The organism is Frigoribacterium sp. Leaf44, assembly GCF_001421865.1.
GTDB lineage: Bacteria > Actinomycetota > Actinomycetes > Actinomycetales > Microbacteriaceae > Frigoribacterium.
The window spans coordinates 126711-148456 of the sequence record NZ_LMLG01000005.1 but is presented as its reverse complement, the minus strand read 5'-3'; the positions used below and the strand labels follow the sequence as shown (position 1 = coordinate 148456).

The 21746-nt window shown below is 72.6% G+C and carries 18 protein-coding genes and 1 tRNA gene; 7 read left to right on the top strand and 12 right to left on the bottom strand.

What is annotated here, in order from left to right; all coding sequences use genetic code 11:
• Positions 1 to 31 precede the first annotated feature (31 nt).
• Positions 32 to 685, bottom strand: coding sequence for an HAD-IA family hydrolase (locus tag ASE87_RS07975; RefSeq protein ID WP_056227418.1), 654 nt, complete (start codon positions 683 to 685; stop codon positions 32 to 34).
• A 58-nt stretch (positions 686 to 743) separates the two neighbouring features.
• Here ASE87_RS07975 and ASE87_RS07970 point away from each other — a divergent pair, with 58 nt between their 5' ends.
• The 3 genes from ASE87_RS07970 to ASE87_RS07960 all read left to right on the top strand — a co-directional run bounded on the left by ASE87_RS07970 (position 744) and on the right by ASE87_RS07960 (position 3068).
• Positions 744 to 1163, top strand: coding sequence for a hypothetical protein (locus ASE87_RS07970; RefSeq protein WP_056227416.1), 420 nt, complete (start codon positions 744 to 746; stop codon positions 1161 to 1163).
• A 376-nt stretch (positions 1164 to 1539) separates the two neighbouring features.
• Entirely contained in the window at positions 1540 to 2472 is a 933-nt protein-coding gene (locus tag ASE87_RS07965) for an aminodeoxychorismate lyase (protein WP_235472244.1), read from the top strand.
• A 326-nt stretch (positions 2473 to 2798) separates the two neighbouring features.
• On the top strand, positions 2799 to 3068 hold the full coding sequence (locus tag ASE87_RS07960; RefSeq protein ID WP_043596849.1) for a hypothetical protein: 270 nt from the start codon (positions 2799 to 2801) through the stop codon (positions 3066 to 3068).
• 140 nt (positions 3069 to 3208) lie between these two features.
• On the opposite strand, the gene glgX is transcribed toward ASE87_RS07960, so the two are convergent.
• The gene (gene glgX, locus ASE87_RS07955; protein ID WP_056227413.1) at positions 3209 to 5266 is read right to left on the bottom strand and encodes a glycogen debranching protein GlgX; all 2058 of its coding nucleotides are present in this window, start codon (positions 5264 to 5266) and stop codon (positions 3209 to 3211) included.
• Between the two features lie 340 nt (positions 5267 to 5606).
• Here glgX and ASE87_RS07950 point away from each other — a divergent pair, with 340 nt between their 5' ends.
• On the top strand, positions 5607 to 6653 hold the full coding sequence (locus tag ASE87_RS07950) for a hypothetical protein (protein WP_056227410.1): 1047 nt from the start codon (positions 5607 to 5609) through the stop codon (positions 6651 to 6653).
• Between the two features lie 118 nt (positions 6654 to 6771).
• Here the strand turns inward: ASE87_RS07950 and ASE87_RS07945 are convergent, their stop codons facing one another.
• From ASE87_RS07945 to ASE87_RS07935, 3 genes are all read right to left on the bottom strand, one after another.
• On the bottom strand, positions 6772 to 8685 hold the full coding sequence (locus ASE87_RS07945) for an APC family permease (RefSeq protein WP_056227407.1): 1914 nt from the start codon (positions 8683 to 8685) through the stop codon (positions 6772 to 6774).
• A gap of 197 nt (positions 8686 to 8882) precedes the next feature.
• A complete protein-coding gene (locus ASE87_RS07940; protein WP_056227632.1) occupies positions 8883 to 9674 on the bottom strand; it encodes a response regulator in 792 nt (263 codons plus the stop codon).
• Between the two features lie 5 nt (positions 9675 to 9679).
• Positions 9680 to 12223, bottom strand: coding sequence for an ATP-binding protein (locus tag ASE87_RS07935; RefSeq protein WP_056227404.1), 2544 nt, complete (start codon positions 12221 to 12223; stop codon positions 9680 to 9682).
• Between the two features lie 302 nt (positions 12224 to 12525).
• On the opposite strand from ASE87_RS07935, the gene ASE87_RS07930 reads away from it, so the two are divergent.
• Both ASE87_RS07930 and ASE87_RS07925 read left to right on the top strand, forming a co-directional pair.
• A complete protein-coding gene (locus ASE87_RS07930; RefSeq protein ID WP_056227399.1) occupies positions 12526 to 13191 on the top strand; it encodes a TetR family transcriptional regulator in 666 nt (221 codons plus the stop codon).
• Between the two features lie 3 nt (positions 13192 to 13194).
• The gene (locus tag ASE87_RS07925) at positions 13195 to 13971 is read left to right on the top strand and encodes an aminoglycoside phosphotransferase family protein (protein ID WP_235472243.1); all 777 of its coding nucleotides are present in this window, start codon (positions 13195 to 13197) and stop codon (positions 13969 to 13971) included.
• A 77-nt stretch (positions 13972 to 14048) separates the two neighbouring features.
• On the opposite strand, the gene ASE87_RS07920 is transcribed toward ASE87_RS07925, so the two are convergent.
• From ASE87_RS07920 to ASE87_RS07890, 7 genes are all read right to left on the bottom strand, one after another.
• Entirely contained in the window at positions 14049 to 14792 is a 744-nt protein-coding gene (locus ASE87_RS07920) for a glycosyltransferase family 2 protein (protein WP_056227396.1), read from the bottom strand.
• The gene (locus ASE87_RS16490; protein WP_056227394.1) at positions 14789 to 16162 is read right to left on the bottom strand and encodes a PIG-L family deacetylase; all 1374 of its coding nucleotides are present in this window, start codon (positions 16160 to 16162) and stop codon (positions 14789 to 14791) included. Before ASE87_RS16490 ends, ASE87_RS07920 begins: the two co-directional genes overlap by 4 nt.
• Positions 16156 to 17340, bottom strand: coding sequence for an acyl-CoA dehydrogenase family protein (locus ASE87_RS16485; protein ID WP_056227390.1), 1185 nt, complete (start codon positions 17338 to 17340; stop codon positions 16156 to 16158). Before ASE87_RS16485 ends, ASE87_RS16490 begins: the two co-directional genes overlap by 7 nt.
• 117 nt (positions 17341 to 17457) lie before the next feature.
• A complete protein-coding gene (locus tag ASE87_RS07905) occupies positions 17458 to 17790 on the bottom strand; it encodes a hypothetical protein (RefSeq protein WP_052505121.1) in 333 nt (110 codons plus the stop codon).
• Positions 17791 to 17963: 173 nt separating this feature from the next.
• Positions 17964 to 18053 (bottom strand) — tRNA-Ser (locus ASE87_RS07900).
• Between the two features lie 478 nt (positions 18054 to 18531).
• Positions 18532 to 19914 carry an LCP family protein gene (locus tag ASE87_RS07895; protein WP_082452483.1) on the bottom strand — a complete coding sequence of 461 codons (1383 nt, stop codon included), beginning with the start codon at positions 19912 to 19914 and terminating at the stop codon, positions 18532 to 18534.
• A gap of 141 nt (positions 19915 to 20055) precedes the next feature.
• Positions 20056 to 21117, bottom strand: a complete 1062-nt coding sequence (locus ASE87_RS07890; RefSeq protein WP_056227388.1) for a glycoside hydrolase family 6 protein — start codon at positions 21115 to 21117, stop codon at positions 20056 to 20058.
• 278 nt (positions 21118 to 21395) lie between these two features.
• Here ASE87_RS07890 and ASE87_RS07885 point away from each other — a divergent pair, with 278 nt between their 5' ends.
• Entirely contained in the window at positions 21396 to 21695 is a 300-nt protein-coding gene (locus tag ASE87_RS07885; protein WP_043593605.1) for a hypothetical protein, read from the top strand.
• Positions 21696 to 21746: the final 51 nt, after the last annotated feature.

Below are 21746 nucleotides of genomic sequence, written 5' to 3'. Positions count from 1 at the left end.
GCCCGCCCGGCCCGTTCGTCCGGCCCTACGGCTACGGCAGCGTCAGCTCGAGCAGTCCGTCGTCCCGGACGATCACCGAGACGCCCTCGTACCCGGAGACACGGGGCAACCCGTCGGCAGCCGGCCCGTCGTGGTCCCCGACGACGACGACCGAGGCTCCGGAGGCGCGGGCGGCTTCGAGTCCCGCCGCGGCGTCCTCGAAGACGACGACCTCGCCCGGCTCGACGCCGAGCATCGCGGCGGCCAGCAGATAGCCGTCCGGCGCGGGCTTGCCCACGGCGACCTGCTCGGACGCCAGGACGACAGCCGGCCAGGGAACCCCCGCCTCGGCCATCCGCGATCGCGCCAACTCGTGGTTCGCGCTCGTCACCAGGGCCACGCGGTCGCCCGGCAGGCTCCTCAGGAAGTCGGCCGCGCCCGGGATCTCGACGGTCCCGTCCCGCGTTCCGGCCTCGACGGCCTGCAGCCCGTCGGTCAGCGTGCGAGCCTCGACCTCGGGCAACCCGGGCAGGAACCGCGTGACGGTGTCATGGGTCTGCCGGCCGTGGGCGAACGCCAACAGCTCGACGACGTCGAGCTCGTGCTCGGCGGCGAAGTCGCCCCAGATGCGTTCGACGACGGCCGTCGAGTCGACGAGCGTGCCGTCCATGTCGAAGACGATCGCGCGGCAGGTGAGGGTCGTCATGTCGCCAGTCTGCCCCGGCGCACATGCGGCACGCACCCCCACGGCGTACCGTGCCCGCATGCACGAAGACGAGCAGGACACGAAGACCGGCACCACCACGGGCGACGCCACGACGGCCACGGACGGCGTCGGCTACGCAGGCACCGCAGAGACCGCACCGGACCGTCGCGACGCCGACGACCCGACCGCGGACTTCCCGCGGAGCGAGGCGACCACCGCCGAGATGCAGCGGTCGGCCACCGAGGACTCTCCCGCCGTGGACTCCGACACCGACCTGGACGCCGTCCAGGCCCTGCCCGGTGAGGGCGGGCCGGACGACGGCGGCGACATCGAGGTCGACCCCCACGACCTCAACCTCTCGGGCGACTCGATCCCCGGACACCCCAAGCCCGGCGAGCCCGACCCCGCCGACGCCCCCACGGGAGGCGGCGCGGCCCCGTCACACCCGAAGCCCGGCCCGCCCCGACCCCGGGACTGACACGTCCAGGACCGACCACGAAGGGCCGCACCGTCTCGACGGTGCGGCCCTTCGGCGTGAGTGGTGTGGTGCCGGGCGGGCCGCCCCGTGAAGAAGCTCCCGGCCCGCCGGGCACCACGCGCCCACCGAGGGCGGGCTCGTTCACGGTACCTCCGCAGACTGGACGCGCAAGGGATGAAGCAGTCAGAAAACCCCTGGTGAAGCCCATGATCTTGCTAGACGCGCTAGCGACGTGGCAGCTTCGGTGCGCGACGCCCCCCGGCGAGAGGCCTCACGGCGGATGCGCGTCGCGAGGCCGTCTAGCCTCTCGACGACGAGCAATTCTCCACAGCCTGTCCACAAAGCGAAAACCCGGGACCGAGGTACGGTCGAGAGCGTGACCGACCTCGCCGCCGATGCCTCCCCCGTGACCGACACCGCACCTCCTGCCCCCGTGCTCGTGGTGATCGACCGGGCCCGGGCCGGCGCCCGAGGCGACGGGCCCGGGTGGCACGTCGCCGACGCGACCGAGCCGACCGTGAACGTCGTCGACCTGGGCGTGACGCGCGGCGACGGCATCTTCGAGGCGTTCGGGGTCGTCGATGGAGCCGTGCAGGCGCTCGAGCCGCACCTGCGCCGCCTGGCCCGTTCGGCGGCGCTGCTCGACCTGCCCGAACTCGACCTCGACCTGATCCGCGAGGCGGTGCTCGCCTCCGCCGCCGCCCACGCACCCGTGCCCTTCGCGTTGACCAAGTTGATCGTGACTCGCGGACTCGAGGGCGTGCCCGACAGCGAGCCGACGGCATGGGCCCGCACCGAGGTGTACGAGGACCACGCCGCCGAACGCCGCGACGGCATCCGGGTCGTGTCGCTCGACCGCGGCTACCGGCACGATGTCATGCAGACCTCGCCGTGGCTGTTGCAGGGCGCGAAGACCCTCTCGTACGCCGTGAACAAGAGCGTGCTGCGCGAGGCCGCCCGCCGCGGTGCGGACGACGTCCTCTTCGTCAGCAGCGACGGGTACGCGCTCGAGGGGCCGTCGGCCTCGCTCGTCGCCCGCTTCGGCCATCGCTTCGTCACCCCGCGCACCGACCAGGGCATCCTCGAGGGCACGACGCAGGCCGCCGTGTTCGACGCGCTGGCCGACCTCGGCCACGAGACCGCGTACGAGCTGCTGCCCCTCGCCCGCGTGCACGAGGCCGACGCCCTGTGGCTGCTCTCGAGCGGGCGTCAGATCGCCCCGGTGTCGGACCTCGACGGGCATCCCTTCGCGATCGACCACGAGCTGACGACGACGCTCGTCGAGGCACTCTGGGCCCGTCGCGACTGACTCCGCTCACCGTCCGGCTCGAGCCCTGCCGACTGCTCGGGGCCGGACACGACGCCCGACGACGACCGTCGTTCGAACGAATGTCCACCTTGCGAACGATGCGTCGGCCGATGGTGGCGATCGATCGGCGACCTGCGAGAGTCGGGAACGCGTCGATTCACGGCGACGCGACCCGCACCACCCCGTTCCGCACGCGGTCGCAGGGCCGCAGAGATGAGCAGAACAATGAACATCGTCCACGCCTCCGGGCACCACCCCTTCGCGCACGACCTGGCTCCCACCGAGCCGATCGACATCAGCGCACTCCTCCTGGCCGAGGCCACGGCATGAGCGCCGCCGACCTCTCCCGTCTCAGCCACGACCAGCTCGTGGCACACGTCCGTCGCTCCGTCGACGTGACCGGTCACTACGTGGCCGACCGCCGGGTGCCCGCCGCCCGCATCGAGGTCTACCCCAAGCGTCGACCCGCCGTCCGGGCTCACCGGTCGCAGGCCGACCTCGGACCGGTCGTCTGCGGCACCGTCGTCGACATCACGCCGGGCCCGAGCTACGCGGACTTCTTCGCCCCCGCGGCGCAGCAGCTCGCCAGCGCCTGATCCCTGCTCGGCCTCGGCCGGCACGTTCTGAGACCGCCGTCCCCTCGGGGCGGCGGTCTTTCGCGTGACCGGCGGACGCAGGAGGCGCGGTGCCGGTCCCGAGGACCCGCACCGCGCCTCCTGCGCTCGCGTCGTCGGGCCTAGGAGGCGCGGCTCCGCAGCAGCGTAAAGCTCGCGTCCCGCACGAGCAGCGTCGTGACGGCGCCCTCGACCTGCTGGCCGGGGTCGCTCGACGCGGCGAGCTCCCACTCGCCGTGGGGCGCGTCGGGCACGTTGAACTCGACGACCGCCGTCGAACCGTTGACGAGGTAGGCGAACGCGTCGGCGTCCTTGTGGGTGAGCACGAAGGTGATCGCCTTGTTCTCGCCCTGCTGCCAGTCGCCGCTCGAGAACGAGTGGTCGTCGGCACGACGCACCTGAACGTGGTCGTCGCTCTCGACCTCGGGGGCGTAACGGAACCAGTCGGGCCGCAGGGCCGGGTTCTCGCGACGCAGCGTGATCAGCTCGGTCGTGAAGGCGAGCAGGTCGCGGTCGGCGCGCTCCCAGTCGAACCACGAGATCTCGCTGTCCTGGCAGTAGGCGTTGTTGTTGCCGCCCTGGCTGCGGGCGATCTCGTCGCCGCCCAGGATCATCGGCACACCGGCGCTGAGCAGCAGCGTGCCGAGGAAGTTCCGGCGCTGGCGATCGCGGTACTCGTTGACCGCGGGGTCGTCGGTCGGGCCCTCGGCACCGCCGTTGAACGACTTGTTGTCGCTCTCGCCGTCCTGGCTGTCCTCGCCGTTCTCCTCGTTGTGCTTCTCGGCGTAGCTCGTCAGGTCCGCGAGGGTGAAGCCGTCGTGCGCGGTCACGAAGTTGACGCTCGACAGCGGCGAGCGACGGTCGGCCTCGTAGACGTCGGGGCTGCCGAGCACGCGGTCGGAGAACGTCGACAGGACGCCGGGCTCGCCGTTCCAGAACTCGCGCACGTCGTCGCGGAACTTGCCGTTCCACTCCGACCAGTCGGCCGGGAAGCCACCGACCTGGTAGCCGGCGGTGTCCCAGGGCTCGGCGATCATCTTGACGCTCTGCAGCACCGGGTCCTGGTGGATCAGCGTGAGGAACGCGCTGTGCTCGCTGGCCTCGCCACCCTGACGGGTGAGGGTCGTGGCGAGGTCGAAGCGGAAGCCGTCGACGTGCATCTCGGTGACCCAGTAGCGCAGGCTGTCCATGATCAGGCCGAGGGCCGCAGGGTGGCTGACGTTGAGGCTGTTGCCCGTGCCGGTGGTGTCGAAGTAGTTGGCCTCGTCACCCTCGACCAAGCGGTAGTAGGCGGCGTTGTCGAGGCCCTTGAACGAGATGGTCGGGCCCATGTGGTTGCCCTCGGCCGTGTGGTTGTAGACGACGTCCATCCACACCTCGAGGCCGGCGGCGTGGAGGTCCTTGACCATCTGCTTGAACTCGGCGACCTGGCCGCCGGCCGTGCCCGCGGCCTTCGACGCGTACTCGTCGTGCGGGGCGAAGAAGCCGATCGAGTTGTAGCCCCAGTAGTTGCGCAGGCCCTTCTCCTCGAGGTGGCTGTCCTGCACGAACTGGTGCGTCGGCAGCAGCTCGACGGCGGTCACGCCCAGGTCGGTGAAGTGCTTGATCGCGGCGGGGTGACCCATGCCGGCGTAGGTGCCGCGGATGTCCTCGGGCACGTCGGGGTGGGTCTGCGTGAAGCCCTTGACGTGCACCTCGTAGACGACCGTGTCCTCCATCGGCGTGAGCGGGCGCTGGTCGTCGCCCCAGTCGAAGTCGCGGTCGGCGATGACGTTGCGGGGCATCGCGGCGGCCGAGTCGGACTCGTCCATGGTCTCGGGCTCGTCCATGTCGTGACCGAAGACGGCCTGGCCCCAGTCGAAGGTGCCGTCGAGCGCGGTGGCGTAGGGGTCGAGCAGCAGCTTGTGCTCGTTGTGGCGGAGGCCGGCGGCCGGGTTCCAGGGGCCTGCGACACGGAGGCCGTAGCGGGAGCCGACCCGCGCCTCCTCGACCACGGCGTGGAAGACGTGGCCGGTGCGGTTCGTCAGTTCGAAGCGACGCTCGGTGCCGCCGTCGGCCTCGTCGTCGAACAGGCAGAACCAGACGTGATCGGCGGTCTCGGAGTACACCGCGACGTGGGCGCCGCCGTCGGGCAGGGGCGTCACGCCGAGGGGGTAGGGCAAGGAGCGGGAGTCGGTCATGCTCCCAGCAGTACAGGAGGAGCGCCGTCGGCGGCCAAGCTGAGCGCCGTACCCCGCCGAGGCGTCCCGCCCGCGCCGCCCCGCCTGCCCTGCGCCGCCCTGCCTGCCGCCTGCCCGCCCCGCGCCTCCTGCCCGCCCCTCCTGCCCGCCGGCCCCGCGCCTTCTGCCCGCCAATGAACCCGGTTTCGAACGATGCACCCGGAAGCTTGTGGGTGCATCGATCGAAACTGGGTTCATGACGACCCAGTCGCCTCCTTCTCCATCTTGCTCGAAGGCAGGTTCTCCCCAGACCAGGAGGCGCGGGACCGAGCCCGGGGACGGCATTCGCCACCATGGCCCCATGGAGCACACCGACCCGATCACATGCGAACTGCGATTCGCGGCGACGCACGGCGACGGCGCCCCCGAGACGATCGCCCTGCGTTCCGGTGTCGCGGATGGCTCGCTCGTGCGCATCCACCGCGGCGTCTACGCGACGGCATCGGACTGGGAGAAGCTGGACTCCCGCGGGCGGCACGTCCTCCTCACGCGAGCTCTGGCAGCCGGCCCCGCACGGCACTGCGTGGTCTCCCATGTCTCTGCCCTGGCCGCGCTCGACCTTCCTCGCGTCCACGACGATTTCGACGACACCGTCACCGTCACGGACCCGCGCCGGACCTCGACCAAGACGTCCTCCCACCTCCTCCGACGCCCTGGGCAGGTCCCGGCCGACGACCTCGTACGTCTCGGCGACTTGTCGGTCACCGGGCTGAGACGGACAGCCGTCGACGTCGCCCGGACGGCCTCCTTCGCCGATGCCGTCCTGTGCACGGACGCGGTCCTCCGCCGACTGGTCCTGCCGAACGGACATCGGACCGGGCCCGTGGTGGCCGCCGCCCTCCGACGCGAACGCGAGGCATTGCTCGGCAGGCTCGGTCCCACCACCCACCCGGGAAATCGCGCAGCACGCCGTGCCTTCCAGTTCGCCTCACCGTTCGCCGAGAACGGCGGCGAATCACTCCTCCGCGTGGTCCTGTTCGAATTCGGCCTCTCGAACGTCGAGCTGCAGCGGGAGTTCCACCTCGCCGACGGCCGCGTCGCACGATGCGACACGTACCTCGCCGCCCATGGTGTGGCCGTCGAGCTCAACGGTTTCGTGAAGTTGACCGATCCCCGCATGCTCGCGGGCCGGACGCCTGCGGAAGTCGTCCGTGACCGTGCCCGGCGTGATCGGTCCTTATGCCAAGTGCCCGAGGTGCGCGCCGTCGTCAACTGCGAGTACCCGGATCTCGTGGTCCCCGATCGACTGGGTGAGTTGCTCCGAGACGTCGGCGTCGGCCTCGACCGACGCCGTGTCACGGCCGCCGCCCGCGCGGCGGCCCGTCGCTTCCGCGGTGACACCCGATGAACCCGGTTTCGAACCAGGCACCCAGAAGCTTCTCGGTGCATGGTTCGAAACCGGGTTCATCGCGGGGCGGGGGCGCGGGGCGGGCACGGGGGCGCGGGGCGCGGGCGGGCCCGGGCGGCTAGCTGACGTGCACGTCGGGGCGGCGGCTGCGCGAGGGCTCGGCCCGGCGCAGCACCTCGCGGGTCACCGGCGCGACCTCGCCCACCCCGGTCAGGAAGAACCGCCCCATGTTGGACAGCGGGTTGCCCTCGGTCCACTCGAAGTAGATGTCGGGCACGACGCCGGTCTCGTCACGGATCGCCAGCAGCACGCTGGCCACGGCGTTCGGCACGGCGCCGCTCGTCGTGCGCAACACCCGGTAGCCGTGCAACGCGTGTCCCGTCACGACGAGGTCCTCCTCGAAGTTCGACGAGTCCCCCTTGTGCACCTCGAGGAAGATGACGGGCGAGCGCTGCGGGATGCCGCTGTACTTCCGCTCGGCCGTCAGCTTCTTCTTGTAGATCTCGGCGACCTCGCGCCCCGGTTCGTGGGCGATGACGCGGATCGTGCCGTACTCGTCGGCGTCCTCACGAACGTACGCGAGCGCGGTGTCGTCCAGGGTGACCGAGGTCGCCCGCAGCTGGAACGACCGCTGCACGCGCGAGACGAGCGACACCGCGATGATGCCGATGATGAAGATCGCGGCGATGCGCACGCCGTCGGGGCGCTCGACGACGTTGGTGACGGTCGTGTAGACGAACACGAGGGCGACGACGCCGAAGCCGATCGTGCGCTTCCGCTGGCGCGCCCGTCGCGCCGACAGCGTCACGGCCACGGAGGCGCTGGTGATCAGCACGAGCACCCCCGTCGCGTAGGCCCCGCCCTGGGCGTCGACGTCCGCCTCGAACACGATGGTGATGACGAACGCGATCACCGTGAAGACCAGGACGAGGGGACGGACCGCTCGGGCCCACTGCGGCGCCATGCCGTAACGCGGCAGGTAGCGCGGCACGAGGTTGAGCAGCCCGGCCATGGCCGACGCCCCCGCGAACCACAGGATGCAGATCGTGCTGACGTCGTACACCGTGCCGAAGCCGTCACCGAGGTACTGGTGCGCCAGGAACGCGAGTGCCCGGCCGTTGGCCGACCCGCCGGCCTGGAACTCGGCCTGTGGGATCAACAGGGTCGTGACGAAGCTCGACAGGATGAGGAACGAGCTCATGATGATCGCGGCCGTCGCGAGGAGGCGCCGGGCCCCACGGATGCGTCCGACCGGCTTGGCCGGGGTGTCGGTCGGGTCGCCGGTGATCTGGGGCATGACGGCCACCCCGGTCTCGAAGCCCGACAGGCCGAGGGCCAGCTTCGGGAAGACGATCAGGGCGATGCCGACCATCACGAACGGGTTGCCGTGCTGCACGGTCAGCGCTTCCCACCAGTTGCCGATGACGACCGGGTTCTCGCCGATGTGGAAGAGCGACACGGCGATGACGACGAGGTTGAGCGTCAGGAAGATCGCGACGAGCACGACCGCGATGCCGATCGCCTCGCGGAAGCCCCGCAGGAAGACGGCGGCGAGCAGCGCGACGAGCACGAGTGTCAGCGGCACCTCGGCCCCGTGGAACCAGGACGGGGCGAACGGGTTCTCGACCGCGTGCGCCGTGGCGTCGGCCGCCGACAGGGTGATGGTGATCATGAAGTCGGTGGCGGCGAAGCCGAGCAGCACGAGGACGAACAGCTTGCCGCCCCACCAGGGCAGCAGCCGCTCGAGCATCGCGATCGACCCCTCGCCGCGGGGGCTCTCCCGGGCGACCCGGCGGTAGACCGGCAGGGCGCCGAAAAGGGTCAGCAGCACGAGCACGATGGTCGCGAGCGGCGAGAGCAGACCGGCCGCGACGGCCGCGATCGCCGGCTGGTATCCGAGGGTCGAGAAGTAGTCGACGCCGGTCAGGCACATCACGCGCCACCACGAGTGCGTCTTCTCCGGGGTCTCGGCGTGCGGCCCCTGGTGCGTCCCCGCGGTCTCGGTGAGGCCGTGCAGCAGCCAGCTCCGCATCCGTCGCGTGGTCGCGTGCGGGGTCGGCGGTTCGACCCTGGCGGGTGACTCGGGCTGCGCGGACACGGGTTCCTCTCGGGCGTGCGGAGTGCACCGACCGGCAGGCGGGCACGCACCCTGCCACGTTAGGCCTCCCGCGCCTCCCGGAGGTGTCGTCGGGCGTTAGGAAACCGTGAGGATCGCGGCGGCGTCCGCGGTCACGTCCCCTGGACGGTCTGCCCGTCGGCGTCCGGCACGAAGCGGTAGCCCATGCCGAGCACCGTGACGAGGTGTCGCGGTGAGGCCGGCACGGGTTCGAGCTTCTTGCGGAGTTGAGCGAAGTAGAGCCTCAGGTAGCCGGTGTCCTTCGCGTGGAAGGGCCCCCAGACCTCGGTCAGGATGGTCTCGCGCGTGATCAGCTTGTCGGGGCTGTGCAGCAGCAGTTCGAGGATCTTCCACTCGGTCGGCGTCAGCCGCACCGACTCGCCGCCGGCGCCACCGCTCCCGGCCGCCCCCGCGGCGCCACCCGCCCCCGCGGCGCCACCCGCGCCCGGTACACCGCCCGCGCCCGTCCGACGCACCACGGTCTTCGCCGCGAGGTCGACCTGCACGTCGCCGAAGGCCACCACGGGCTGTTCGTCGTCGGTGCCCGACGGCAGTCGGCGGGTCTGCGCCCGGATGCGGGCGAGCAGTTCGTCCATGGAGAAGGGCTTCGTGACGTAGTCGTCGGCGCCCGCGTCCAGGGCCTCGACCTTGTCGGCGGCGTCGGTGCGGCCCGACACGACGAGGATCGGCACGGTCGACCAGCCGCGCAGGCCGGCGATCACCTCGACCCCGTCGAGATGCGGCATGCCGAGGTCGAGCATGACGAGGTCGGGGTGCTCGCTCGCCGCCAGGTCGAGCGCCTCGCGCCCGTCGCCGGCCGTGACGACGTCGTAGCCGCGAGCCCCGAGGGTCACCTTCAGCGCCCGCAGGATCTGCGGGTCGTCGTCGGCGATCAGGATCTTCACGGCGCTCACGTGGCCGACCGTACCCGATCGTCCTCGCCTGCCCCGCCCGGTCCGGGCACCACCGGCAGCCCGACCACCATGGTCAGTCCGCCGCCGGGAGTGTCGTCGAGCGCGAGCGTGCCGCCCATCGCCTCGACGAACCCCTTGCTCAGCGCCAGGCCGAGACCGAGCCCCGTACCGTTGTCGGTGTCGCCCAGTCGTTGGAACGCGACGAGGATCTCGTCCCGCCGTTCGACCGGGACCCCGGGGCCGCGATCCACGACCCGCAGCTCGACCCGGTCGCCGAAGGCGCTCGTCGAGATGCGGACGCTCGCATCCGGCGGCGAGTGCCGAAGGGCGTTGTCGAGCAGGTTGACGACCACGCGCTGCAGCAGCACGGCGTCGGCCCGCACGGGCGGCACCGTGGCCCGCAGCGCCAGCTCGACGTCGGCCGGCCCCAGGCCGAGCTCGTCGAGGGCCCCGAGCACGACCTCGTCGAGGTCGACGTCAGCCGGCGTCACGGCGAGCGCCCCGGCCTGCACGCGACTGACGTCGAGCAGGTCGGTGACGAGGGTCGAGAGCGAGTCGAGGCTCTCGTGGGCGGTGGACAACAACTCGTCGCGATCGGCGTCGCTCCAGGCGACGTCGGTCTGCCGCAGTCCGCTGACGGCGGCCGTCGCCGCGGCCAGCGGGCGGCGCAGGTCGTGGCCGACGGCGGCGAGCAGGGCGCTGCGCATGCGGTCGACCTCGGCGAGCGGGGCGACCTGGCCGGCGGCCCGGCTCAGCTCGGAGTGCTCGAGGGCCGCCTCGACCTGAGCCGCGACGACGTCCAGGAGGCGCCGGTCGGCCGCCTGGAGCTCCGGTCCGGTCAGCTCGAGGGTCGCGTCGGTGCCCGCGGCGATCGACGTCGTGATCTCGGCCGGGGACCCGGGTGCGGGACGTCCGTCGTCGGCGAGCCGCGCCTCCCCCATCGGGACCCCGCCCTGGACGACGCGCACCCGGGTCATGCCCAGGGCCTCGCGGGTGCGGCCGATGAGGGCCTGCAGGGCGTCCTGACCGCGCAGCACGCTTCCCGCGATCGTGGCGAGCAGCTCGGTCTCGGCGAGCGCCCGGGCGGCGGCGCGACTGCGGCGGGCGGCCTGGTCCACCACGTAGCTGACGATGGCGGCGTTCAGCACGTACAGCACGAGTGCTGCCAGGTGCAGCGGCTCGGCGATGGTCAGCTGGTAGATCGGCGCGATGAAGAAGAGGTCGAGCGTCACGCCCGAGAGCAGCGCCGCGAGCAGGGCCGGCCAGATGCCGCCCGTGACGGCGACCACCACGACCAGCAGCTGGAAGACGAGCACCGTGCCCGCGATGCCGTCCTCGGAGCGGTGCCCGGCCAGCAGTCCGGTGAGCAACGGCCCGGCCACGAGGGCGAGCACGAACCCGGCGACCACGCGGCGGCGCGACAGGGCCCCGCCGAGTCGCGGCAGCACCCGATCGCGACCGGCCGAGGCGTGGGTGACGATGTGCACGTCGATGCGCCCCGACTCGCGGATCACGGTCGAGCCGATGCCGGGCCCGGTCAGGGCAGCGGCCAGTCGCCCGCGGCGGCTGACGCCGATCACGAGCTGCGAGGCGTTCACCCCGCGGGCGAAGTCGACGAGCGCGCGGGGCACGTCGGAGCCGACGACCTGGTGGTACGTGCCGCCGAGCTTCTCGACCAGGGCACGCTGCGCCGCCAGGGCTCCTGGCGCTCCCTGCCGCAGGCCGTCCTGGGCACTGACGTGCACGGCGACGAGCTCCCCTCCGGACGACCGGGCGGCGATGCGGGCTCCCCGGCGGATCAGCGTCTCGCCCTCGGGTCCGCCGGTCAGCGCGACGACGACGCGCTCGCGGGCCTCCCACGTGCTGTCGATGCCGTGCTCGTCGCGGTACGCCTTGAGCGCACTGTCGACCTCGTCGGCCAACCAGAGCAGCGCCAGCTCGCGGAGCGCCGTGAGGTTGCCCAGACGGAAGTAGTTCGAGAGCGCCGCGTCGACCCGGTCGGCCGGGTAGACGACGCCCTCGGCCAGCCGGTCGCGCAGGGCCTGGGGGGCGAGGTCGACTAGTTCGACCTGGTCCGCCGCGCGCAGCACCGCGTCGGGCACGGTCTCCCGCTGGGTCGCCCCGGTGATGCGCTCGACCACGTCGGTGAGCGAGTCGACGTGCTGGACGTTGACGGTCGACACGACGTCGATGCCGGCGACGAGCAGGGCCTCGACGTCCTGCCAGCGCTTCTCGTGGGTGGAGCCGGGGGCGTTCGTGTGGGCGAGCTCGTCGACGAGCGCGAGCTGCGGGGCCCGCGCGAGCACCGCCTCCAGGTCGAGTTCGTCCAGCGCGACGCCACGGTGGACGACCGCCCGGCGGGGCACGACCTCGAGGTCGCCGACCAGTGCCGAGGTCGCGCGCCTCCCGTGGGTCTCGACGACGGCCACGACGACGTCGACCCCTTCCGCCCGCAGCCGTGCGCCCTCTTCGAGCATCGTGTACGTCTTCCCCACGCCGGGTGCCGCCCCCAGCACCACCCGCAACCGCCCTCGCTTCATGCGCTCAGCCTGTCACCCCTGCGGCCCCGCGCGTGCCGGACGGGGACCACTCGCCGGGAACACGGGAACGCCCCGTGACCACGGGGGCCACGAGGCGTGTGTCTCGAGAGGACCTGGCCCCCTCCGTGGTTCAGCTGGAGGGTCGCACCCGACGCGACCCTGCGCGATCTCACAGGGGGTTGTGTGCCTGGTGTCTCTCGAGGCCGTCCGACCCGAATCGGACTCCTTCAGGGTACTCGATCCGGAGGCTCCGTTGCCCATTGGGCATGGAGATTCTCAGGAAGCCCCGGCACGATGGTCCGATGCAGCAGACTCCGGCGCGTGGGGACCTCACCCGATTCGGCACGGAAGCGGTCGGTGGGCGCGACGAGAAACGTCGGGCGACGAGCCGCGGGCTCGCCGACGCGGCCTTCCGACTGGCGACCGAGAAGGGCTTCGACGGCTTCGTCGTCGAGGACGTCACCGCCCTGGCCGGTTACTCGAGGCGCACCTTCGCGAACCACTACTCGTGCAAAGAGGACGCCGTGGCCTCGGTGCTCCTGAACAAGGCGGGCGCGGCGGTCGACGCCTCCGACCTGTCGATGCTGGCGTCCTTCCAGGGCACCGACATCGACCTGCTCGAGCTGCTGCTGCTGTCCGCCGTCGACACCCAGCTCGTCGACTACATGATCAGCCTCCGCCACCTGCTGCGGACGCACGAGCCCCTGCTGCCCTACGTGCTCGCGGTCGGCGTCCCCATGACCGAACGGGTCGGCGACGTGATCGGCCTGGCCGTCGGCCCCTCGCGGGACGACCTGACCACGTCCTTGCTGATCCATTCGACCTGGGGTGCCGTCATCGCCGTGCTGCGCGGCGTCTACGACCCCTGGGCCGAGACGACCACCGACGACGAACGCGTCGACGCCCTCCGTGCCTACTGGGCGACGACCTTCGAGCGCTTCCGCACGGGCTTCGGCCCCGTCGCCTGAGCCGTGGACGCGGCGACTCCGGCCGACGGGACCACGACGGACGAGACCCCCACCGGCGAGGTCCTGGCCGGCGGGAACATGAACGCGGTCGTCCGACAGGGCGACACCGTCCTCCGCGTCGCCGGCCCCTGGACCCCCACCGTCCATCGCTTCCTGTCGTACCTCGCGCGCGCGGGCCTCGGCGGCATCCCCCGGCCGTCGGGCGTCGAGGGCGGCCGTGAACGCCTGAGCTTCGTCGACGCCGACGTGCCCGTGTACCCGCTGCCCGACCACGTCTTCACCGACGAGGCCCTGGTCGAGGGTGCGCGCCTGCTGCGCCGCCTGCACGACGCGAGCATCGGCTTCGGCCTCGACGGCGCCGTCTGGCAGGCCCCGGCGAAGGTGCCGTCCGAGGTGATCTGCCACAACGACTTCTCCCCGCACAACCTCGCCTACGACGCCGCCGGCCACGTCGTCGGGGCGATCGACTTCGACTTCGCCTCGCCCGGCCCCCGCCTGTGGGACCTCGCCTACTACGCGACCCGCGCGGTGCCCCTCACCGACCGCACACCCCCGAACGCCCCCGGCAGGGCCGACGCCGAGCGGCGGGTGCGGCTGCTCCTCGACGCCTACGGCAGCGAGGCGACCTGGTCCGACGTGCTGCGGGTCGCGATCATCCGGTTGCACGACCTCGCCGACATGAGCCGTGACAAGGCGGTCGAGCTGGGCAACCCGCGCCTCGCCGACGACGCGGACGGGTACGAGCGCGAAGCCGCGTACCTGGCGACCCTGCGCGACTGACCCGGACGCGCCTCCTGCGCTCGTCACGACGGCGGTCACCGGACCGCAGGCGACGAGGAGGCGCGGTGCCTGCCTAGTCAGGCCAGCAGGTCCACGGCGAGGTAGCCGGCGTAGCCGCCCGACGTGCGTCCGTCGCGCCGTCCCGAGGTCAGCACCTCGCCGACGTCCGAGGCGACGAGCGTCGCGCCGACGTCGCGCAGCCGGTCGACGAGGACGTTGTCCTCGTGCAGGTCGACGGGGGCGAACCCGCCGACGGACCGGTACGACGACGCCCGCACCCCGAGGTTGGCGCCGTGCACGTGGCCGTTCGGCCGTCCGGGCGCGTGCCGGGCCGTCCAGGCCGCGATCTGACGCGGCGAGAGGTCGGCGAAGTCCGGTCGCACGGTCCCGATCACGACGTCGGCGCCCGACGCCGCACGGTCGAGCTGGTCGTCGATCCAGCCCGGCGGCACGACCGAGTCGGCGTCGGTGCAGGCGAGCCACACCGCGTCGAGCGGCAGGTCGTCCGAGGGGGCGTCGAGCTCGTCCAGGGCGGCGTCGACGCCGACGGCCCGGGCGACGCCGACACCCCGGGCGTCGATCTCGACGACGGTCACGCGAGGGTGCGCACGAGCGGCCGCCACCGTCCCGTCGGTGCAGGCGTCGGCCACGAGGACGACGACGACCCGCACCTCCGGATGGGTCCTGGCCGTGTGCCGCCGCGCGACGTCGATGCCGTCGAGGGCGCGTGAGACGAGTTCTTCCTCGTCGTGCGCAGGGACGACCACCGCGACGGCCCGCACGGGGCGGGCCGGGGTCCGGCGCACGGGGGCGTCGGTCATCGCAGTCCCGTCCGTTCGGCGACCGACCGGGGGTCGCGCGAGAAGACGTCGAGCACGAAGTCGCCCTCGACGTGGTGCGAGACCCGGTGGAGGCGCGGGTCGGCCCCCAGCCGGGCGTGCACGTCGTCCGCACTCTGCCGGAAGTCGCCCTCGGGCTGGGTCCAGTGGCAGGCGACGACGTCGCCGTCGTCGGCCAGACCGTCGACGATGGCGTCCACCAGCCGCCCGAACGCGTCGGGGGCCAGGTAGTAGCCGACCTCGCTGAGCACGACGAGGTCGAAGGTGCCCGACGGGTAGTCGGCGGCGGCGTCGGCCTGCTCGACCGTGACGTGCGGCAGGTTCGCGAGCCGTTCGCGGGCGGCCTGCACGGCGACCGACGACACGTCGAGGGCCAGCAGACGGTCCGCCGCGGGGGCCAGGTCGCCGGTCAGCACGCCGATCGAGCAGCCCACCTCGAGCACGCGGCCGTAGCGCTCACGCGGCAGCGACGCCACGGTGAGGGCGCGCTTGCGGCGCTCGTACCAGCGTGTCGTGACCCGCCACGGGTCGGCGCGGCGGGCGTGCGTCCGGTCGAACGTGGCCTCGGTCGCCGGGCCCGACCCCGGCTCGGCCACCACGAACACCTCGCGCCCTCGGGTGAAGTGCCGCTCGAACACCGGGTGCAGCACGGGGGCGTCCTCGGGTGCGTCCGAGAGGGGGCGACGTTGCGAGACGTACGCCGCGAGGGCCGAGCGCTTCGCGGCGTCGGCGACGGCGTCCAGGGACGACAGCCGCAGCGACGCCCAGGGCACGTCGGGGTGGTCGGGCGAACCCCAGTGCCACATCCAGATCGGGTACTCGAGCAGCGTCGTGCCGGCCTGGTCCGCCTCGGCCACCAGCTCGGCGGCGATCTCGCCGAGCACGCGGTGGTCCCGGTGGCCGTCCCCACGCCAGGGCGCCACGAGCAGGCCACCCGGTCCGGGCAGCAGGGGCCGCAGCCGCTCGGTGATCTCGGCACGGGCCTCGCGGACCGTCCCGTCGGGGATGCTCCACTGCACCAGCTCGACGTCGGGAGCCAGCAGGCCCACCGCGACCCGCGCCTCCTCGGCCCGCGTCGCGACGAGGGCCTCGGCGCTCGTGGTCGAGCCGGGGTGCGAGGCAGCACCGTCGGTCACCACGACGACCGTGACCGGGATTCCGTGGGCGGCCGCGTGGGCGATGAGCCCGCCGGCGCCGAGGGTCTCGTCGTCGGGGTGGGCGGCGAGCACGACCAGGCGAGACACGCTGGTCGGGACGACGGCGCCGTCGAGCGGCGGCAGGTCGAGGAGGCGCGGGTCGGCTTCCCAGGCCTCGACCGGGGTCCCCGGCGCGCGGCCGTCGAAGCTCACCACGTGGGGAGCCCGTCGCGGACGGCGTCGCGGAGCACCGTCTGACCCAGGGACGCGTCGTCGCGTTCGCCGTGGTGTTGGCGGAGGTAGAGCTCGAGGTCGGCCACGCGCTTGGCGTGGGCCGCGTCGGTGGCCAGCGGCGCGGGGCCGAGGGCACGGGACGCCCGGGCCAGCACCTCGTCGCAGGCGTGCGCGACCGTCCCGCGGACGCGCTTGGCCAGCAGCCGCCCCGCCTCACCGGTCGCCTCACCGGCGTCGACGAGGTCGGCGGCCTCGACCAGCGCCCGGCGGGCGTCGGCCAGCCGCGTGTCGACGAGACCGAGGGCCTGCAGGAGGTGCGGGTCGGCCGGGCGTTCCGGCGCGCGCGACGAGGCGGTCACCGCCGCGGCCAGCAGCGTGCGGGCCACCCCGACCGCGCCGCCGTACCAGCACGCCGCGACGCCGATCCCGCCCCACGAGAAGCCGGGACGCTCGAGGTACCACCCCGGGGCGCCGACCTCGTGCGCCTCGACGTCGTCGAAGTCGACCGGGCCGGACGGGATCTCGACCAGGCCCCGGGCGTGCCAGGCGTCGGCCGTGACGGTGACGCCCGACCGGCGGAGGTCGACCGAGAACAACCGACGCTCGTCGCCGACCCAGGCGGTGACGAGGGCGCCGTCGACCGTGCCCGCCAGGGAGCACCAGGGCTTCGTGCCCGCCAGCGACCACGGACCCGACTCGTCCGGGCCCCGGGTCGCCGTCAGCCGGACGCCGGGCCCCTCGGCGGCGAACACGCCCCAGGTGAACGGGTCCGCGGTCCGAGCCCGCGGGGGGAGGGCCGAGCGGTAGCCGTCGTCCTCGTCGGACAGGGTCTCGGTGGCCGTCGCGGCGACGACCTCGGCGTGCTGGTCGAGGATGGCGAGGGCGTCGAGGTGCGGTTCGGCCGCCCGGGCCGCACCGAGATCGTGCGCGGCGAGCGTCGCCAGGGCCTGCCAGAGGTCGGCTGTGGAGCCGAGTCCGGGCAGGGCACCGTGTCGACCGAGCTCGACGGCGAGGTCGAGGGCTTCGTCGACCGTCGGTGCCTGGCCGGATCGGAGCCGCTCGACGACGAGAGCCGTGGCGGTGCCGACGACCGGACCCGCGCCTCCCAGGGTGACCGGGACGACGGTCGCGGCAGGGCGCGCGGGCGCAGAAGGACTCATCCTCCCGACGCTAGTCGGTCGACCGGCCTCACGCGGGGCCTTGACACCGAGCCCGGCGACAGGTGTCGTCGACGCGGCGAGCGTCGTCGCCGGCCGGCGTCGTCGCCGCGGCCGGACTCAGAACTCGTCGGTGTCGAGCGGGATGCCCTCGGCGGGCTCGGCGGACTGGGGCTCGACCCCGCGGAGACGGTCGATGCGGCCCCCGATGTCGTCGACCAGGGGTCCGTCGGTGATCTCGGCCTCGTCGGTCTGCTCTTCGGAGACGAGCATCTGGCTCGCGGGACCGAGCAGCACCTGGAACCGCTGGTGCACTCCGCCTCGGTCCATGCCCGGGAGGTCGACCATGTCGGACTTGTTCTGCATCGCCAGCGCTCGTGCGTACTCGACCACGGCTGCTGCGATGTCGTCGCCGGTGACCAGGTACTCGTCGGTGTAGTGGATGCGTTTCACCGGTGTTTCTCCCTGCAGTCGAGACGGTTCGCCGTCACCCGTCACCCGTCACGCTACGCCGCAGGCGTCTGGGAGCGCACCGCACCGGGGGACGCCAGGGCGCCCGGGCGCGGGCAGAAGAAAAGCCACCCCGGAACATCTCTGGCGAGAGAGAGAACCGACGTGGCTTTCCGCGGAGCCGGTGGGATTTGAACCCACGGTTCCCACAAAGGGAACTCCACCTTAGCAGGGTGGTGCACTAGGCCGAACTATGCGACGGCTCCATGCGGCTCGCGAGCGAACGCGCAGAGACCAGCATAGCGGCCCGAGGGCCAGATGCCGAAACGGGCCCGAGGCGGGCCGGACGTCGGGCCCGGAGGGGTGTGCACAGAACCACCCGTGCCCCACCCGCTCTGGGGGGCGTGACCGGCTTGTCGGCATTTGTGCCGACACATAGAGTACCCCTGACGCCGACGACGGCCGAGGGGCAGTGGCTCGACAGCACGAGCCCGTTCACCCTTGCCGAACACGCCCCCCGACAGTCGTCGCGTCACGTGCCCCATCATCGAGCGCCGCACCCGAACTGCTGCGTCCGAGGGGCTCGCCGCCGGCATCGACGCCGGCCTCCACACCCCCCACGGTGCCGCACCCCTGATCCCGGCATCGCGGGGTTCTCATGCGTGCCGGTTCGGGCCGCCGCTTGAGGTCACCGGTCGTCCCGGCGAGCTGGTTACTCGCCGGGACGACTTCTCGGCCGTGCGCCTAGTTCGAGCCGAAAGCTACCGAGCAGGTCTGGTCGGCCGCCGTCTGACCCGTGAGTCCCTCGATGACGTCGGTCGTCGGCGGAGTCGTCGCCGCTCCGGCGCCCGGGTCGGTGGGCGCCGCCGTGTCGGCCGGTGCGGCCGTGTCGGCCGGTGCGGCCGTGTCGGCCGGTGCGGCCGGGGCCTGGCTCGCCGCCGTTCCGTCACCCGTGGCGGTGTTCTCGGAGCCGATGCCGGTGCTGCCCTCGGGGATCGAGAACGGGACGTCGTTCTTGATCGCGTCGAAGAGCTGGGTCGCCACGGCCTTGTCGGGCTGCACCTTGCCCTCGTAGACGCCCGAGCCACCGGTCGTGCCGGGGTACTGGACGAAGTTGACGGAGTCGAGCGGCAGGTCGCGCAGCGCGAGGCCGATCTGCACCATGGTGTCGATCTTGGTCAGCTGGTCGGACAGGGTCATGTTGCTGGCCGCCGCACGGGCCAGCGAATAGAGCTTCGTGGGGTTGCTGAGGGTGTCGGCGCTCTTCACCGTCCGCAGCAGCGACGAGAGGTAGACCTGCTGGCTGCTGATGCGGCCGAGGTCGGACCCGTCACCCACGCCGTGGCGGGTGCGCAGGAAGGCCAGGGCGTCGGCCCCGGAGAGCACGGACTCGCCGGCCGGGATGTCGAGTCCCGTGTAGCGGTCCTTGATGGGGGTGGCCGCACAGACCGGCACGCCGCCGATGGCGTTCGACATCTCGATGACGCCGTTGAACGAGATCATCCCGGCGAAGGGGATGTCGAGACCGGTCAGGCTCGACACGGTCGAGGCGACGCAGCTGAGCCCGCCGTACGAGTAGGCCTCGTTGATCGGCCGGGCCGACATCGCCGAGTAGTACCCCGAGCCGTCCTCTTTCGCACACGACGGGATGGGCACGACCATGTCGCGCGGGATGCTGACGGCCGTCGCGTTGCTGTGGTCGGCCGAGACGTGCAGCAGGATGTTGACGTCGTTCAGGGTGGCGTCGCGTTCGCCGAAGGCACCCTGGTCTTGGCTGGCGTCGTTGTCGGTACCGACGACGAGGATGTTGAAGCCGCCCTCGTACTCGCTGATCGACGGAGGCGCGGGCTTGGTGGTCTCGCCCTGCGCGGCCTGCAGCTCGACCCCAGTGCCGAGGTCGCTGCGCACCTGGTACGCCGCGATCGCACCGACCGAGGCGCCGCTGACGAGCAGGACGGCCACGGCGGCGGCGACCACCTTCGTGACGGCCCGCACCGGGCCTCCGCTGGTCAGCCGGCCGTGACGGGCGACTCCCGTCGTCGCCGGGGTGCCACGGCGGCCGGAGGCGGTCGGCTCGGGTCGGGCAGCTCGGCGGCCACGGCCGGATCGGTCGCGAAGGTCGCTCACGCGGGGTCCTCTCGGTCATCGAAGGCACTGTCCGCTCGCTCGGACCCGAGAGAACTCGTGGATCGAGCGGGCGGACGTGCACCGTTCGGTGTACGGGCAGAAGGAGAGTCTACGCAGGCGGTCCTGGACCGCCCCCGGGACTCAGCCGACCTTGCGGTTGGCGACGAGCTGCACGGCGTACGACGCGAACCACTGGCCGGCCGCGGGCCCGGCGTTGCACTGTCCGTCGCTGGCGCCGGGCGTCTTGATCCAGAGCAGGGCGTCCAGCTTCGTCGAGCCGGTCTGGACGGACGGTACCGACCCCAGGCCGGCGCCGGGAGCGTTGCACCACGTGCCCTTCCAGCCGCGACCGTTCCTTGACGTGTCGATCACGTAGCGCGCGCCTCCTGAAGCCTGCGACACCTTCTCGGCGTACGCCCGCTCGGACTCGACCGGGTAGTAGTTCGAGACGTTGGTCGCGAAGCCCCGTGCCCGGTCCACGCCCGCGGCCTTGAGGCGTGCGGCCATGGTCTGCGGCGGCACCCAGTTGGAGTTGCCGGCGTCGATGTAGGCCGGCACCCCGGCGTCCGCGAGCGTCGCCACGGCCGCGGCGATGGTCGCCTCGCGTCCGTTCGTCTGCGTCGGGCAGTTGCTGATCAGGGCGAGGGCGTCGGGTTCGACGATCACGGCGGCGCGGTGGCCGGCGAGGCGCGAGGTGACGAGCTGGTTCCAGCGGAGGTAGGCCGCGTTGTCGGCGGAGCCGCCGGCCGAGTGGCTGCCGCAGTCGCGGTTCGGGATGTTGTAGGTGACGAAGACGGGGGTGGTGCCCTTCTTCTCGGCGGCGGCCACCGTGGCGTCGATCTTCTGCACGAGCTGCGCGTCGGTGAACCAGCCGCCGAGCCAGATGGCGACGGACTGCTGGGCGATCGTGCGGGCGGCCGACGCCTCGGCGGTGCGGCCCTGCGACGAGAGCGTCGTCGCGGCGCGGGCGGCCTCGCCGTTCGCATCGACGAACAGGCCGCCCTTGTAGAGGGTGGCGCTGCTCGCGGTGCGGATGCTCTGCGGGGTCGTCGTGGCGGTCGTGCGGGCCGCCGCGGATGACGTCGGGGTCGGGGTGGGCCCGGCGGCGTGGGCGGCGGCCGGGGTGGCCGCGAGGCCGGCCACGAGGGCGACGGCGGCGCCGATGACGAGGGCGGCGCGGGTCGTCGGGGTCATGTGGGTCATGGGTGTCGGTCCTGGGGTGTCGGGGGCCCGGGCGGTGTTCGGCCCACCCGGGGTGCCGACCGCTGCGAGGTCGCAGGGGGAGGCTCGAACAGTGCAACACGGGGGCGCGGTCGCGTTCAGTCCCTGTTCGGGGGGACGGGGCGTTCCACTTCGGGGGCCACGGGCCGAGGCGCACCGCCGCCGGGTCGGCCCTCGCGACGGCCCTCGCGGTGACGGACCTGGGACACTGGACCGGCGGTCGCGGACGCTCCCGCACGCACCAGGCCCGGGAGGACCACATGAACGGCGAGACCAACCGAGACGCGTGGCGGGACTCGGTCGAGACCTGGCTCAAGGGCGACGAGCGCAACGACGTCTTCGACGGCTACCTCGACTGGTACCGCGCTCCCGTCATCGCCGACACCGACGACTGGACCCGCGACTTCTTCGTGCTCCCCGCGGTCGGCTCGGACGTGCTGCACAAGCACGCGGGCTTCGTCGACGGCGACTCCGCGGTCTCGGTCGACGACACCACGTGGCGCGACCTCAGCACCCTGATCGGTGAGGCCTTCGCCACCTACGCCGCCGCCAAGGCCTAACCCCGTCCACCCCAGGAGGCGCGGGCCGGGTCACCGGCCCAGCCTCGCGTC